This window comes from bacterium, from assembly GCA_035295165.1.
Classification (GTDB): Bacteria; Sysuimicrobiota; Sysuimicrobiia; order Sysuimicrobiales; family Segetimicrobiaceae; genus JAJPIA01.
Map to the genome: position 1 here is coordinate 16,184 of DATGJN010000043.1, position 14,727 is coordinate 30,910.

Here is a 14,727-nt window from a genome sequence, read left to right on the forward strand (position 1 = left end):
GTCGGAAGCACGCTAGAACAGGTATGTTAGAATAGGGAGCGATGGGGGTGAGATGATGTTTTTCTGGGATCCGACGTATTTCATCGTCATCCCGGCGGCCCTCCTCGCGCTGTACGCGCAGCTGCGTGTGCAATCGGCGTATGCTCGCTACAGCCAGGTGCCGATCTCGAACGGCATGACGGGCGCGCAGGTCGCCGCGGAGATCCTCCGCCGCAACGGGCTTTCCAGCGTGGAGATCGAGCGCATCGACGGTACGCTCTCGGACCACTACGATCCGAGGACGCGCGTGCTCAGGCTGTCGTCCGCGGTGTACGATGACGCGTCGGTCGCTTCGGTGGGCGTGGCCGCGCACGAGACCGGTCATGCGCTGCAACACGCGCAGCACTACGGGCCGCTGGTCCTGCGGTCGGCGATGGTGCCGACGTCCCAGTTTGGGTCGTGGCTCGCCTGGCCGATCTTCATCTTGGGGTTCTTCTTCCACTCGGGCGCGTTCATGCAACTCGGCATTCTTATCTTCAGCGCGGCCGTCGCCTTCACGGTCGTGACGCTGCCGGTCGAGTTCGACGCGAGCGGGCGGGCGATGCGCGTGCTGGCGACGGAAGGCTTTGTGACCCCCGACGAACTCCAAGGCGTACGCACGGTGCTCAACGCGGCAGCGCTGACGTATGTGGCGGCGGCGGCGATGGCGGTGCTGCAACTGCTGCGCATGCTGCTGCTGGCCAACATGCGCCGGGAGGACTGACACCGCCGCGCCTCGGCCCGTGTCCCCGATGGACGCTCCGCGCACCTCGCGAGAGGTGGCGCTTGAGGTTCTCCACCGCGTGGACGACGACGGCGCCTGGAGCGGCGTCTTGCTGCGCCGTGCGCTTGAGCGGGCGGGGCTCAGCGCCGTCGAGGAGGCGCTGGCGACCGAGCTCACCTTGGGGACCCTGCGTCACCGCGCCGAGGTGGACTGGACGCTGGCCCGGTTCACGCGCACGCCGCTCGGTGCGTTGCCGGCGCGGATCCGCGGCGTGCTTCGCATGGGCGCCTATCAGTTGCTGTTCGTTCCGCGCATCCCACCGCACGCCGCCTGCAGCGAGTCGGTCGAGCTGGCGAAGCGCGTCGGTCATGTCGGAACCGCGCGGTTGGTCAACGCGGTGTTGCGACGCGTGGCCGCGTCGCCGGAGCGACCGAGGGACGGAGCGACCGTCGAGGCGATCGCGTTGCGCCGCTCGCATCCGGCGTGGCTGGTGTCCCGGTGGGTCGCGCGGTTCGGGATCGAGGAAACGCGCGCGCTGTGCGACGCGAACAACGCCACGCCGCCGTCGACGATCCGGCTGAACACGCTGCGCGGCGCGCCCGACCTGATCGCTGCGCGCCTTGCCGACCGGGGTGTGTGCACGGAGCCGTCCGTGTGGCTGCCGGAGGGGCGGCGGATCGTCGTCGCCGGGGACCGCGACGCGGCGGCGCCGCGCGGGGACGGGCCGGGACACGCCGATCGGCGCGCGCGCGCATCGGCGCGGCAGGCGGCGTATGACGAGGGGTGGTTCTCGCCGCAGGACGAGGCGTCGATGCTGGTCGCGCGGCTGCTCGCCCCCAGCCCCGAGGAAACGGTGATCGACGCGTGCGCGGCGCCCGGCGGCAAGACGACGCACCTCGCCGCGTTGATGGAGAACCGCGGCCGCATCATCGCGTGCGACGTCCACGCGGCGAAACTTGACGCGGTCTCTCGCCAGTGCGCGCGGCTCGGCGTGACGATCGTCGAGACGTGCCAACTCGACGCGGCCCGGTTGGGGGAGACGCATGCGGGCGACGCGCACCGCGTGCTGGTGGACGCGCCGTGTTCGGGGCTCGGCGTGTTGCGGCGTCGCCCCGAGATCAAGTGGCGCCTCCAGCCAGACGATCTGCGCACGCGCGCGGCCGAACAGCGTCGGATTCTCGACGGCGCGTCCGCCGCGGTGCGGCCGGGTGGGGTTCTTGTGTACAGCGTGTGCACAACCGAGCCGGAGGAAGGGGTAGATGTCGTGGAGGCGTTCCTCGCGGCGCACGCGGAGTTTGCGCCGGCGTCGACCGCCGGGTGGCCGCCGGGGCCGGGTGGCGTCGCGGCCCCGCTCGGGGCGGCCGGCCCGGCCGCCGCCATCGAGCGGGAGACGCCCGGATCGGCGCTGTTGCTGCCGCATCGCACCGGCACAGACGGGTTTTTCGTTGCGGTACTTCGGAGGGCGACATGAGTGCGGTCGAGCGTGCCGGGCCTGGGGGCGGCGCCGGTCACGGCCGGAACGACGGGCACCCGGTCGAGCTCCGCGGGCTCTCGGTCGCGGAGCTCGAGGCACTCGCGGAGTCGCTCGGGGAGTTCCGGTACCGCGGCCGGCAGATCGCGCGCTGGCTGTACGGGCACGGTGTGGAAACGGTGGAGGCCATGACCGATCTGCCGCAGGGGTTTCGCGAGCGGCTGCAGGCCGGCGCACGCATCACGCCGCCGCAGCTCCGCCGGGCGATCGACGCGCCCGACGGGTCGGCCACGAAGTACTTGGTCGGGCTCGCGGACGGCCAGACGGTCGAGTGCGTGCTCATGCGGTTCGACGACGGCCGCCGGAGCGCGTGCCTGAGTTCGCAGGTCGGTTGCGCGATGGGGTGCGCGTTCTGCGCGACGGGCCTCAGCGGATTCTCGCGCAACCTGACGGCAGGCGAGATACTCGGGCAGGCGCTGCTGATCCGGGCGCAGGCCGGCGTACGGATCGGCAACGTGGTGTTCATGGGGATGGGCGAGCCGCTGGCCAACTACGACGCGGTCCTCCGCACCGCCCGTATCCTGGCATCGGCCTTTGGCCTCGGGATCGGGATGCGCCGCCTGACCATCTCCACGGTCGGCCTCGTCCCGCAGATCTACCGGCTCGCCGCGGAGCGACTGCAGCTAACGCTCGCGGTGTCGCTGCACGCGCCGACCGAGGAGCTGCGCGATCGGCTCGTGCCCGCGAACCACCGCTACCCTCTCGACGAGTTGATTCCGGCCTGCCGCGCGTACGTCGCCACGACGAATCGGCGGATCACGTTCGAGTATGTGCTGCTCGACGGCGTGAACGACGGCCCGGCGGAGGCGCACGCGCTCGGGCGCCTGTTGCGCGGCGTGCACTGCCACGTCAATCTCATCCCGGTCAACCCCGTGGCCGGCATCCCGTTTCGCCGACCCGAGGTGCCGAGTGTGCTGGCGTTCGCCGCGCTCGTGCGTCGGACGGGTCTTCCCGTGACCGTGCGGATCGAGCGGGGCACTGAGATCCAGGCGGCGTGCGGCCAGCTTCGCCTGGCCGAGGGCCAAGGCCGGCCCTCCCGTTGGACGCCCGCTCCTGTCTCCGTTTCCCGCGGGGGTGCGCGATGATCGACTTCTGCGGCGCGCGCCGCCGGCGGTGCGGCACGCCGCGCCCGCACGCCGTCCCGCCGCGACGGCGGAGGTCCACATGAGCCTGCTGATGCGCCTGGAGCGGCGCATCGAGGCGCTGGTGGAGGGCGTGTTCTCGCGGTGGGCCCATGATCGCGTGCACCCGGTGGAAATCGCGCGGCGCCTCTTCCGGGCCATGGACGAGAGCGCGGTGGCCGGCCTCGACGGTTTGTTGGTGCCGAACGTGTACCGGGTCTTCCTCCATCCCCGGGAGTTCGAACCGTACGCGGCGCTCGCCGCGCCGCTCGTCGCCGAGCTGGAGTCGTCCTTGCGCGCCCGCGCCGGCGAATTGGGCGGGCGCTTCCCGGGGGCCGTCCGGGTGACGCTCGACGCGCGGGACGAGATTACGCCTGGCGCGATCTACGTCGAAGCACGGCTGGCGCCCGACGAGCCGGCGGCCGCCAGTTCCTCGGGCGCGTCCGGATCGACGCCTCCGGTGTCGGACGGGGACACACGGATCTACCGGCGCCGCGACCCCGCGCTGCTGACGCTGCGACTGCGTGTGCAGGCCGGTCCGTCGGGGGCCGCCGGGCGGGAGTTCCCACTGGATCGCCCGGTGATGACCCTCGGCCGGCGTCCTGATCAAGACATCGTGCTGGACGACCCCAGCGTGAGCCGGGCACACGCGCGCATCGAGATCGCCGCTGACGCAGCCTCGATCCTCGATCTCGGCAGCACCAACGGGACGCTCGTGAACGGGCGCCCGACGGGCTCTGCGCCGGTGCCGCTGCGGCCCGGCGATCGCGTGCAAATCGGAACCGTGCTCCTGGAGCTGCTCTCCGCGCCGTGAACACGTCGCTCGTACTGCCCATCCTCCGGTTCGCGTTTCTCGCGGGGCTGCTCCTGTTCGTCGCCCGCGTCGTGCGCGCGGTGCTCGCCGACCTGGACGTGCGGTCCGTGCCGGCGGCGTCCGCGCGGACGCTGTTCGTCGTCGAGCAGCCGGAGGCGCTTCGCGGCCGGGAGTTTCTCGTGGTGGGGGAGGCGACGATCGGCCGCGCGCCGGAGTGTGCGATCATGTTGCAGGACGGGTACGTCTCCTCGCACCATGCGCGCGTGTTCGTGCGCGGCGGACGTCTTTGGGTCGAGGACTTGAAGAGTACGAACGGGACGCTGGTCAACGGCCAGCGTGTCCGGCGGCCCTGCGCGCTGCGCCCCGGCGACCGTCTGCAGATCGGCGATGCCGTGTTGGCGTTACGCGTGGAACCGGAGACCCGGCGCGGGCCCGACGGGGCGGCACGGGCGGGCGGGGCACCATGAAGGGGTTGGTCGCGACCGGCACCGGTTGCAGCGAGGCGGGTCGCGTGCGGGAGGTGAACGAGGATCGCATCCTGCTCCTCGACCGCGCCGGACGCGGCGCGGGCCTGTATGCGGTCGCGGACGGTCTGGGCGGTCACGCCGCGGGCAACGTGGCCAGCGCGCTCGCGACGGACGTGTTGCGCGCCCAGGTGCCGGCGTTGATCGCGAGCCGGGTGCCGCCGTCCCAGGCGCTTGTGCGGGCGCTGCGGCAGGCCAACGACGAGATCCTGGCGCGCGCCGACGCGCCGGAGCGGTCCGGGATGGCGACGACGTGCACGGCGCTCGTCGTGAGCGAACAGGAAGGCGTCATCGCTCACGTCGGCGACAGTCGGGCCCATCTCATTCGCGGACGCGAGGTCCGGCAGCTCACGACCGACCACTCGCTCGTGCAGGAACTCGTCCGGCGGGGTGACCTCGCCCCGGACGATGTGGGGGCGCACAGCCAGCGCCACGTGTTGACGCGGGCTCTCGGCATCGGGCCGGACGCGCAGATCGACGTGCTGTCGGTGCCGCTGCGGGGCGGGGACGTGTTGGTGCTCACGAGCGATGGGTTGCACGATGCGGTGCCTCCCGAGGAGATCGCCGCGGTCGTGCGGGGCACCCCGGACGTCGAGGAGGCGTGCCGGACGCTCGTCAGCCTAGCGAACGCTCGCGGGGGGCTCGACAACGCCTCGGTGGTCGTGGTTCGGGTGCGCCCGCGCTGGGCCGTGCAGCTCACCCGGGCGGTGGCGCCGGTGGTGCTCGCCATGTTTCTCGCGGCCGGCGTTGCCGTCTACCATCTGGAGCACTCGTATTTCCTCGGCGTGCGCGGGGACCGCGTAGCCGTCATGCGCGGGGTGCCGGCGCGCGTGCTGGGCGTGCCGTTGTTCTCGGTGGTGCGCGCCACTCCGGTTCCGGTCGCGGAGATCGCCCCCGCGTACCGCGGGACGGTGCTCCAGGGCATCCCGGTGCGCACGCCCGAGGACGCCGAAACGCTGCTCGCCGATCTCGTGCGCCGGCCGTGAGCGGATGAGCGCGTCCACGGTCGACGCCCACGCCGTCCCGGGTCGCGGAGCGCTCGTGTTCCGTACCCGCGAGCGCGGCCTGTTGGTCGGTGCCGTGGGGCTCGGCGTGATTGGGCTGGCGGCAGTGCACCTTGCCCTGTACGCGGCTGAGCCGTGGCGCCCGGTCGCCATCGGCGGCGTTGCGCTCGCTGGGTTTCTGATCGTCCACGCCGCGCTCTGCGCGGCCGGCAGCGCCGCCGACGAAGTGATGCTGCCGGTTGCCGCCGGGCTGTCGGCGATCGGGCTGGTAATGATCTACCGGCTTCGCCCGGAGTACCTCGTCCGGCAGGCCGCCTGGATCGCCCTCGGGCTCACCGCACTCCTGCTCACCATCGGTGTCCTGCGAGACCTCCGGTGGGTGCGACGGTACACGTACCTGTGCGCGGCACTCGGCCTTGTCCTGCTGGCGGTGACGGTGGTCGCCGGGGTCGAGCGAAACGGCGCGCGACAGTGGCTGCTGCTCGGCGGGGTGGCCGTGGAGCCGGGTGAGATCGTCAAGTTGCTGCTCGTGGCGTTCTTTGCCGGCGTGCTCACGGAGACCCGCGGGACGCTGATGCTGCCCGGGCCGCGCCGCTGGCGGGTGGAGCTCGGACGGTTGGGCCCCATGCTGGCGTGCTGCCTCGGGGCGTTGCTCCTGCTCGTCTTTCAGCGTGATCTCGGGCTGGCGATGCTCTACTATGGCATCTTCATCGCCATGCTGTACGTGGCGACGGGGCGCGCCGACTACGCGCTGCTCGGTCTCGCCGCGTTCGTCTCCGGCGCGGCCCTCTGCTACCACTGGTTCGGGCATGTTCGCCTGCGCGTGGACGTCTGGGTCAATCCCTGGGCCGACGCGTCGGGCGGCGGCTATCAGATCCTTCAGGGGCTCTATGCCCTCGCGACCGGCGGGATCGTCGGAACGGGCCTCGGGGCGGGGCATCCGACATTGATGCCGGCGTCCTACACGGACATGATCTTCCCGGCGGTCGGCGAGGAACTGGGAGCGGTCGGGACGTTCTGCGTGGTCGCCCTGTACCTCGTTCTCGTCGGCCGGATGTTCCGGACCGCCGTGCTCGCCGGCGGGACGTTCGAGGCGCTCATGGCGGTCGGGCTGGCGACCGCGCTCGGGCTGCAGACGTTCATCATTCTTGCGGGCAGCACGCGGCTCATCCCCCTGACCGGAATCCCTGCGCCGTTCCTGACCTACGGGGGAAGCGCCGCGGTGAGCAACTTCATCGCGCTCGCGCTGCTCCTCGGTGTGAGCGCCCGGGCGGTCGAGCGACGCCGCGACGTGGAGGCGCTCCGTGGCGCGGCGGACCGCTAAACTCGGCCGGCTGCTCGCGGGGTTGTTTGTCGTCCTGCTGCTGTACCTGGCCGGCGTTCAGGTGATCTGGGGCCCGGAATTGGCCGACAGCCCGCAGAACCCTCGGCTCGCGATCGCCTCGGAGCAGATCCAGTGGGGCCGCGTGCTCGATCGTCATCTCGCCGTGCTGGCGGACTCCGTGACGCAGAGGGGCCGGCAGGTGCGCCGGTACACCGACGGACCGCTGTACGCGCCGCTCGTCGGGTACCGAAGCTCGCGCTACGGCCTCGCCGGTCTCGAGGCGCGGTACGACCCCGAGCTCCTCGGTCTGCCGGCGACGGATCCGTGGGGGGCGCTCCAAAACGCGCTGGGGCGGCCGCCGCACGGCGATGACCTCGTGTTGACCGTGGACGCGACCGTGCAGCAGCAGGCGGCGCAGGCGCTTGGGAACAACCGGGGCGCGGCGGTCGTCCTGGACCCGCGCACCGGGGCGGTGTTGGCGCTGGTCAGCCGTCCCACGTTCGATCCCGCGTCGGTGGATCCCAAGTGGCTCGCGATCTCGCGCGACCCGGTGTCGCCGCTGCTGAACCGGGCGACCTCGGGTCAGTACCCGCCCGGTTCGTCGTTCAAGCCAGTCGTCCTCGCCGCCGCCCTCGCGGGCGGCCGAACGACCCAGCAGACCGCGGTCGATTGTGCCGCCTCGGTCTCCGTGGATGGTGCGGTGATCACGAACTTCGAGCACGAGCGGTACGGTCCGATGACGGTGGCACAGGCGTTTGCGGTGTCCTGCAACGTCGCCTTCGTGCACCTCGGTCTCGCGACCGGCGCGGACGCGATCCTCCGGACCGCCCGCGCGTTCGGGCTCGGCGAGGCACCGCGGTTCGACCTGCCGACGGCGTCCGGGTACCTGCCCGATCCCCGTCTGCTCAACCGGCGCGGTCTCGCCCAGATCTCGTTCGGCCAAGGGAGCCTGCTCGTGACCCCGTTGCAGATGGCGGTGGTCGCCGCGACCATCGCGAACCGCGGCGTGGCGATGCGGCCGTTCGTGCTCTCGCAGGTGCGCGCCCCGGACGGCCGCGTCCTGGCCTCGTATGCGCAACATGGCGGTCGCGACGTCCTGGCCCCCGCGATCGCGTCCGAAATCGCCGCCGACATGGTCGAGGTCGTGCGCAGCGGCACGGGGACCGCGGCGCAGCTCCCTGGGGTTGTCGTCGCCGGGAAGACCGGCACCGCGGAGAACCCGCACGGGCAGACGCACGCCTGGTTCATCGCGTTCGCGCCGGCCGACCATCCGACGGTGGCGATCGCCTTGCTGCTCGAGAACGCGGGCGTCGGCGGCCAGGTGGCGGCGCCCGCGGCGCGGCAGGTCCTCGCGGCGGCGCTGCGGGCGCAGGCGGCGGAGGCCAGTCGTCCATGATCGGACGCGTGCTGGACGGCCGGTACGAGGTGCTCGGTCCGATCAGCGAGGGCGGGATGGCCCTCGTCTACCGCGGCCGACGCCGCGAGGACGGTCGCCCGGTCGCGATCAAGGTCCTCCGCGACCAGTACGCGCACAACGTGGAGTTCGTCGCGCGGTTCGAGCGCGAGGCCGAGGCCGTCGCCCGTCTGTCCCATCCGCACATGGTGCAGGTCTACGATCACGGGCGCGACGGCGACGTCCACTTCATCGTCATGGAGTTCATCGAGGGCGAGAACCTCAAGACGCTGCTCCGCCGCGTCGGCCCGCTGGACGAGGCGCAGGCGGCGCGGATCGCCACGCAGGTGTGCGACGTCCTGGAGTACGCGCACGCCGAGGGCATCGTCCACCGGGATATCAAGCCGCAAAACATCCTGATCGCCGCCGACGGGCAGGTGAAGGTCACCGACTTCGGCATCGCGCGCGCGCTCGCAGCGACGACGATCACCGAAACCGGGACGGTGCTCGGGTCGGTGCAGTATCTCTCGCCGGAACAGGCGCGCGGCCTCGGGGTCGGTCGCCGCGCCGACCTGTACTCGCTCGGCGTCGTCCTGTACGAGATGGTGACCGGCGCGCTGCCGTTCGACGGCGACACGCCGATCGCGATCGCGCTCAAGCACATGCACATCCCAGCGCCGGTGCCGCGCCGGGACGGCGCGCGGGTGAGCGAGGCGATGGAGGGCATCATCCTCAAGGCGCTCGCCAAACCCCCCGACCAACGGTACGGTTCCGCGGCGGAGATGCGCGCGGACCTGCGCGGGGAAGGCGCCCGCTGGCGCGAGGCGCCTGTGGATCTCGAATCGACCTCGGTCGTCCGCCGGAAGCGAGTGATGGACGGGCGCTCCCGGGCGCCGCTCCGCACGGCCGTACCGTTTGTGGTCGCCGGCGTCGCACTGTTGCTGATCTTCGTCGGGATCGCGACCGGGTGGCACGCCCTGAACGCGTACCTGAACGTACCTGAGGTGTCCACGCCCGATCTCGTCGGTCGCAGTCTCCAGGACGCGCAGGGCGCGGCCCGAGAGGACCACCTGGGGGTGCAGGTGGTGCAGCAGAGCCACAGTGCCACCGTGCCCGCGGGCGCCGTGATCAGCCAGGACCCGCCGCCCGGGCAGACGGTCAAGGTCGATCGCGTCATCGCATTGACCACGAGCCTCGGTCCCGAGATGGTGTCGGTGCCGGATGTGCGCCGGCGCTCGCTCGAGGAAGCGCGGTTCGCGGTGGAACAGTCGCTCCTCACGGTGGGGGAGCTCCGGGAAGCGTACGATCAGACGGTCCCGTCGGGGTTCATCCTGGCGCAGGATCCCGCGCCGGGCGCGTCGGTCGCTCGCGGAACGCTCATCAACCTGACGATCAGCAAGGGGCAGCAGGTGCTGGTGCTCCCGGATCTCGTCGGCCGGTCGCTCGACGACGCTCGCCGGGCCCTCCAAGACCTCGGCGTCACCCTGCGGAACGTGACGCAGGTGCCGCGCGACGACCTGCCGCCGGGCCAGGTGATCGCGATGATCCCAGCCGCGGGGACACAGATCAGCCACGGCGACGCCGTCGAGGTGACGATCGCGGCCCGCTCGAGCGTCGGGGGCGCCTCGGCGCCCCCGACGCAACCGATCGTCACCGCGACGCCTCCGACGCCGGCCGCGTCTTCGGCCGCGGCGTCTACGTCGGACCGCCGGACGGCGCGCGTCAAACTCGTCGTGCCGGAGGGGCCGCCGCACCAGACCGTGAGGATCGTCGTCATCGACCAGCAAGGGGTGCACGTCGCCTACCAGGGGAACGATACCCCCGGCGAGAACCTCGACAAACAGGTCTCCGGAACGGGCTACACGATCGTGCAAGTCTACATCGATGGCCGGTTGATCCAGGAGATCCGTCCCTGACAGCCTCGCGCGGCCGCCACAGGCGGGGTCGCACCGCCGCGTCGCGGTCGGCGGCGGGGAGCGCGGACGACCCGCGTCGCGCGGGCGCGCAGGCCGACCGAATCGTGACTCCGGTGGGTGGGCGAATGGAGATCAAGGTGGCCCCGTCGATTCTTTCGGCGGACTTCGGCCGGCTGGCCGAGGAGATCCGCGCGGCCGAACAGGCCGGCGCCGACTGGATCCACGTGGACGTCATGGATGGTCGTTTCGTGCCCAGCATCACGATGGGGCCGTTGGTGGTGAGCGCGGCGCGGCGCGCCACCCACCTGCCGATCGACGTGCATCTGATGATCGTCGAGCCGGACCGCCACCTGGAGGCGTTCGCGCGGGCCGGGGCGACCCACATCGCCGTGCACGTCGAAGCCTGTCCACATCTCTATCTCACGCTCCAACAGATCGCCGCGCTCGGCATGCGCCCGGCCGTCGCCTTGAATCCCGCGACTCCGCCGGAGCAGCTCGACTACGTGCTGCCGATCATCGGGACGGCCCTGGTCATGACGGTGGAGCCCGGCACCGGCGGCCAGCCCTTCATTTCGGGGATGCTGCGCAAGATCCGCGCGCTCGCGGAGCGACGCGCATCCCTCGGCCTGGCGTTTGAGATCGAGGCGGACGGTGGAATCGGGCCGGACACCGCCGCCGCGGTGGTGGACGCCGGGGCGACGGCGCTCGTCGCGGGCACCGCGGTGTTCGGCGCGCCCGACGGTGTCCCCGCCGCCGTCGCACGATTGCGTGCCGCGGTTCGGACGGTCACCCGGGCCTGAGATGGCGCGCGACGCCGGACCGGGAAGCCGCGATCCGGGCGCCGTGCCGACGCCCGCGCTGTTCATCACCGATCCCGCGTACCTGACGCACGTGACGGGCCCGCATCACCCCGAGCGTCCCGACCGGCTCCGGGCGATCGAGGCGCTGCTTCGCACCACGCCGTACTGGGAACAGTTCCCGCGCCGCGCGCCGGAGCCCGTGGACGAGGCGTACCTGCAAGGCGTCCACACGCGCGCACACGTGGCGCTCGTGCGCGAGATTGCCACGTCGGGCGGGGGCGCGCTGGACGCCGACACGCCCGTGTCGCCCGCATCGTATGATGTGGCGCGGCTCGCGGCGGGGGGCGCGCGTATGGCCGTGGACGCGGTGTTGCGGGATGAGGCCCGCGTCGCCGTGGCGTTCGTGCGCCCGCCCGGCCATCACGCGGGACCGGGATACGGCATGGGGTTCTGCCTGTTCAACAACGTGGCCCTCGCGGCGCGGCACGCGCGCGAGACGCACGGCATCGATCGGGTCGTGATCCTCGATTGGGACGTGCATCACGGCAACGGCACGCAGGACGTATTCTACCGCGAACCGGGCGTCGTCGTGTGCTCGATCCACCAGGAGCACTGGTATCCCGGCACCGGCGCGATGGCCGAGATGGGTGAGGGACCGGGGGAGGGGACGACCGTCAACCTGCCGCTGCCGGAGGGCGTGGGCGACGGCGGCTACGCGCACCTGTGGGAGGAGGTCGTGCTTCCGCTGGTACGCGCGGCCGCTCCCGGGCTGATCCTCGTGTCCGCCGGATACGATGCGCACCACGCGGACCCGCTCAGCGACATGCGCGTCACCGCCCGCGGCTTCGGCCGGCTGAGCCGCCTGCTTCGCGAGGCGGTGGACCGCACGCCGGTCGCCGTGGTGCTGGAGGGCGGGTACGATCTCGGCGGGTTGGCGTACTCGGTCGCGGCCACGCTCGAGGGCTTCACGGGCATTGCGGCCGGCGTGGCCGAGCCGCCCGCGGAGATCGGGGAGGCTCCGTTTGCCGTGGCCGCCGCCCGCGCCCGCGAAGCGCGCGGCCTGCTCGGCGCGTACTGGAAGCTGTAAAGGAGGCTCCGATGTTGATCGCGGTTCCCCCACACCGTCCGCGCGTTCACCCGGAGGCGTTTGTCGCCCCGTCTGCGGATCTTGTCGGGCATGTCGTCGTCGAGGCTGGCGCGAGCGTCTGGTTCCACGCCACCTGTCGGGCCGAGGAAGAGCCGATCACGTTGGGGATCGAGAGCAACCTGCAGGACGGCTGCGTCGTGCACACCGATCCAGGCTTTCCGGTCCGCATCGGCCGGGGCGTGACCGTGGGGCACCGGGTGATTCTGCACGGGTGCACGGTGGAGGACGGCGCCCTGGTCGGCATGGGGGCGATCGTGCTGAACGGCGCCCGCGTCGGCGCCGAGGCACTGGTGGGGTCCGGCGCACTCGTTCCCGAGGGCAAGATCGTGCCGCCGCGGACGCTGTTCTTGGGCGTGCCGGGCCGGGTCGTCCGCGATCTGAGCGACGCCGATCTCGAGCGCCTGCGCGCCGGCGCGATCCACTATGTCGAGCGGGCGCGCCGGTACCGGGTGTGGCTGGCCCGCGAGGAATAGCTCGCTAGGACCCGGCCATCTCCGCGACGACGCGCGCCAGCACCGAGTAGTCGAGCTCGGCAAACCCCTTGTTCATCGCCGCCTGGTAGAGCTGCGCGGCAAGGCCGGCGCCGAGCAACGGGACGTCGAGTGCGCGCCCGGTTTCCGTGACGATCCCCATGTCTTTGTGATAGAGCCGCGTGCGAAACCCCGGCTCGAAGTTGTCGTCCAACATCCGCTGGCCGTGCAGCTCCAGCACACGGCTCTGCGCGAAGCCGCCGAGCAGCGCGGACCGCACCTTGGCTGGGTCCACGCCGGCCTTCCGCGCGAGCGTCAGCGCCTCGGCGACGCCCAGGATCGTCAACGACAGGACGAGCTGGTTGCAGGCCTTCGTGACCTGGCCTGCGCCGTGCCCGCCGATGTGAACAATGTTCTTGCCCATCTTCTGAAAGACCGGGAGGACCCGCTCGAACGTCGCGGGCTTGCCGCCGACCATGATCGAGAGCGTGGCCTCGAGGGCACCCTTCTCGCCGCCGGACACCGGTGCATCGAGCATCTCGGCACCGCGCGCCGCGAGCGCCTCGGCGATCTCCAGGGTCGCGACCGGCGACACCGTGCTCATGTCCACCACGACGGCGCCGGCGCGGACGCCCTCGACCACCCCGTCCGCCCCCAGGATCACCTGGCGCACGTCGGGCGTGTCGGCGACCATCGTGATCGTGATATCGCTGTGCGCGGCGACGTCCTTGGCCGAGGCGCCCTCGCGCGCGCCCGCGGCGATCAAGTCCACGGCCTTCTGCCGTGTGCGGTTCCATACCCTGACCTCGTATCCCGCGTCGATCAGGTGTGTCGCCATCGGCCGTCCCATGATGCCGAGGCCGATGAAGCCGATACGTTCTGCCACGCGCTCACCCCCGCTTTGGCCGAAAGTCGCGGTCGGTCCCCGGCGCGCCGCCCCGGGCCGCGCGCCGGGCTCATCCACCCGCGCCGCTTGTATCCGCCGCGGCGCGCGCGCTTTCCTTCGGCGCGGCGGCGATCGCATGGGTCGCTAGGGGTGGCGGGGTGCGTTTTACCCGCGTTCGCGCCCGCCTTGACGAGCACGCGCGGGGCGTGTATAGTGAGCACGAGTTCAAGCGAAGCGACCACGACGTCGACTGGCCGGGATGCCCGCAGGTACTGCGGGCATTGTTGTTTTCGGCGAACGCCAAGGGAGGGACGACGCGCGTGGTCGGCCGCATCGTTATCGCAGACGACGAAACCGTGATCCGCATGGGGGTCCGTTGCATTCTTGAGGAGGCAGGGTACGCGGTCGTTGGAGAGGCGTCCTCCGGCGACGAGGTGGTCGCGTTGGTGCGCGCCGCCGCGCCGGATCTTGCGGTGCTCGATATTCGCATGCCCGGTCGGGACGGAATCGAGGTGGCCCGCCGGCTGCAGACCGAGGCACCGGTGCCTGTCGTTTTCCTGACCGCGTACGGCGACCGCGCGCTCGCGGCGGCGGCCGCAGAGGTCGGCGCGTACGGGTACGTGATGAAGCCGTTGCAGGAAGCGGAGCTGCTCGCGGCCGTGGCGGTCGCGGTCGCCCGAGCCGGTGATGCGGCGGCGGCGCGCGACGCCCTCGAGACCAGGAAGCTCGTGGAGCGGGCGAAGGGCATCATGATGCAGCGGTTGGGGTTGACCGAGGACGAAGCGTACCGGTTGCTCCAGCGCCGTAGCCGCAACTCGCGGAGGGCGATGCGCGCGATCGCGGAGGATGTGCTCTCGGCTGACGCCGTGTTCCACGCCGGCGGCGCGACTCGATAGCCGCGCGGCGCGATTCGCCGCCTGTCGTAGTTCAGCAATCCTGTCATGCTAACGGTTCAGCGAAAATGTCACCCCCTGGGCGCTGAGCTCTTTGCGGCGAGCGATCTGAGCGTATTGCCTCCAGGGATGATCGGGCCCGGGACGTGGATCACGCGGCGG

Annotated in this window: 14 protein-coding genes; 13 read left to right on the plus strand and 1 reads right to left on the minus strand. The window is 71.6% G+C overall.

Features of this window, described 5'->3' with window-relative positions; all coding sequences use genetic code 11:
* Positions 1-55 precede the first annotated feature (55 nt).
* The 12 genes from VKZ50_06295 to VKZ50_06350 all read left to right on the plus strand — a co-directional run bounded on the left by VKZ50_06295 (position 56) and on the right by VKZ50_06350 (position 12,789).
* On the plus strand, positions 56-742 hold the full coding sequence (locus VKZ50_06295) for a zinc metallopeptidase (GenBank protein HLJ59322.1): 687 nt from the start codon (positions 56-58) through the stop codon (positions 740-742).
* A 28-nt stretch (positions 743-770) separates the two neighbouring features.
* Positions 771-2,213 carry a 16S rRNA (cytosine(967)-C(5))-methyltransferase RsmB gene (gene rsmB, locus VKZ50_06300; protein HLJ59323.1) on the plus strand — a complete coding sequence of 481 codons (1,443 nt, stop codon included), beginning with the start codon at positions 771-773 and terminating at the stop codon, positions 2,211-2,213.
* The gene (rlmN, locus tag VKZ50_06305) at positions 2,210-3,358 is read left to right on the plus strand and encodes a 23S rRNA (adenine(2503)-C(2))-methyltransferase RlmN (protein ID HLJ59324.1); all 1,149 of its coding nucleotides are present in this window, start codon (positions 2,210-2,212) and stop codon (positions 3,356-3,358) included. Before rsmB ends, rlmN begins: the two co-directional genes overlap by 4 nt.
* A 79-nt stretch (positions 3,359-3,437) precedes the next feature.
* A complete protein-coding gene (locus VKZ50_06310) occupies positions 3,438-4,208 on the plus strand; it encodes a DUF3662 and FHA domain-containing protein (protein HLJ59325.1) in 771 nt (256 codons plus the stop codon).
* Complete coding sequence (locus VKZ50_06315; protein ID HLJ59326.1) at positions 4,205-4,675, plus strand: FHA domain-containing protein; 471 nt, start codon at positions 4,205-4,207, stop codon at positions 4,673-4,675. Before VKZ50_06310 ends, VKZ50_06315 begins: the two co-directional genes overlap by 4 nt.
* Complete coding sequence (locus tag VKZ50_06320) at positions 4,672-5,718, plus strand: Stp1/IreP family PP2C-type Ser/Thr phosphatase (GenBank protein HLJ59327.1); 1,047 nt, start codon at positions 4,672-4,674, stop codon at positions 5,716-5,718. Before VKZ50_06315 ends, VKZ50_06320 begins: the two co-directional genes overlap by 4 nt.
* A 4-nt stretch (positions 5,719-5,722) precedes the next feature.
* Positions 5,723-7,060 carry an FtsW/RodA/SpoVE family cell cycle protein gene (locus tag VKZ50_06325; protein HLJ59328.1) on the plus strand — a complete coding sequence of 446 codons (1,338 nt, stop codon included), beginning with the start codon at positions 5,723-5,725 and terminating at the stop codon, positions 7,058-7,060.
* The gene (locus VKZ50_06330) at positions 7,041-8,456 is read left to right on the plus strand and encodes a penicillin-binding transpeptidase domain-containing protein (protein HLJ59329.1); all 1,416 of its coding nucleotides are present in this window, start codon (positions 7,041-7,043) and stop codon (positions 8,454-8,456) included. The genes VKZ50_06325 and VKZ50_06330 overlap by 20 nt, the downstream gene beginning before the upstream one ends.
* Positions 8,453-10,369, plus strand: coding sequence for a PASTA domain-containing protein (locus tag VKZ50_06335; protein ID HLJ59330.1), 1,917 nt, complete (start codon positions 8,453-8,455; stop codon positions 10,367-10,369). Before VKZ50_06330 ends, VKZ50_06335 begins: the two co-directional genes overlap by 4 nt.
* 125 nt (positions 10,370-10,494) lie before the next feature.
* Positions 10,495-11,169 carry a ribulose-phosphate 3-epimerase gene (rpe, locus tag VKZ50_06340; protein ID HLJ59331.1) on the plus strand — a complete coding sequence of 225 codons (675 nt, stop codon included), beginning with the start codon at positions 10,495-10,497 and terminating at the stop codon, positions 11,167-11,169.
* Position 11,170: 1 nt separating this feature from the next.
* A complete protein-coding gene (locus VKZ50_06345; GenBank protein HLJ59332.1) occupies positions 11,171-12,256 on the plus strand; it encodes a histone deacetylase in 1,086 nt (361 codons plus the stop codon).
* Between the two features lie 11 nt (positions 12,257-12,267).
* Positions 12,268-12,789, plus strand: a complete 522-nt coding sequence (locus VKZ50_06350) for a gamma carbonic anhydrase family protein (protein ID HLJ59333.1) — start codon at positions 12,268-12,270, stop codon at positions 12,787-12,789.
* Positions 12,790-12,793: 4 nt separating this feature from the next.
* Here the strand turns inward: VKZ50_06350 and VKZ50_06355 are convergent, their stop codons facing one another.
* A complete protein-coding gene (locus VKZ50_06355) occupies positions 12,794-13,672 on the minus strand; it encodes an NAD(P)-dependent oxidoreductase (GenBank protein HLJ59334.1) in 879 nt (292 codons plus the stop codon).
* A gap of 206 nt (positions 13,673-13,878) precedes the next feature.
* On the opposite strand from VKZ50_06355, the gene VKZ50_06360 reads away from it, so the two are divergent.
* On the plus strand, positions 13,879-14,568 hold the full coding sequence (locus VKZ50_06360) for a response regulator (GenBank protein ID HLJ59335.1): 690 nt from the start codon (positions 13,879-13,881) through the stop codon (positions 14,566-14,568).
* Positions 14,569-14,727: the final 159 nt, after the last annotated feature.

What these genes read in the sequence shown, in the direction of transcription:
- VKZ50_06320 (HLJ59327.1), top strand. Translation starts at nt 4,672, where the DNA reads ATGAAGGGGTTGGTCGCGACCGGCACCGGTTGCAGCGAGGCGGGTCGC.
- VKZ50_06345 (HLJ59332.1), top strand. Translation starts at nt 11,171, where the DNA reads ATGGCGCGCGACGCCGGACCGGGAAGCCGCGATCCGGGCGCCGTGCCG.
- rpe (HLJ59331.1), top strand. Translation starts at nt 10,495, where the DNA reads ATGGAGATCAAGGTGGCCCCGTCGATTCTTTCGGCGGACTTCGGCCGG.
- VKZ50_06310 (HLJ59325.1), top strand. Translation starts at nt 3,438, where the DNA reads ATGAGCCTGCTGATGCGCCTGGAGCGGCGCATCGAGGCGCTGGTGGAG.
- VKZ50_06325 (HLJ59328.1), top strand. Translation starts at nt 5,723, where the DNA reads ATGAGCGCGTCCACGGTCGACGCCCACGCCGTCCCGGGTCGCGGAGCG.
- rlmN (HLJ59324.1), top strand. Translation starts at nt 2,210, where the DNA reads ATGAGTGCGGTCGAGCGTGCCGGGCCTGGGGGCGGCGCCGGTCACGGC.
- VKZ50_06335 (HLJ59330.1), top strand. Translation starts at nt 8,453, where the DNA reads ATGATCGGACGCGTGCTGGACGGCCGGTACGAGGTGCTCGGTCCGATC.
- VKZ50_06350 (HLJ59333.1), top strand. Translation starts at nt 12,268, where the DNA reads ATGTTGATCGCGGTTCCCCCACACCGTCCGCGCGTTCACCCGGAGGCG.
- rsmB (HLJ59323.1), top strand. Translation starts at nt 771, where the DNA reads ATGGACGCTCCGCGCACCTCGCGAGAGGTGGCGCTTGAGGTTCTCCAC.
- VKZ50_06295 (HLJ59322.1), top strand. Translation starts at nt 56, where the DNA reads ATGTTTTTCTGGGATCCGACGTATTTCATCGTCATCCCGGCGGCCCTC.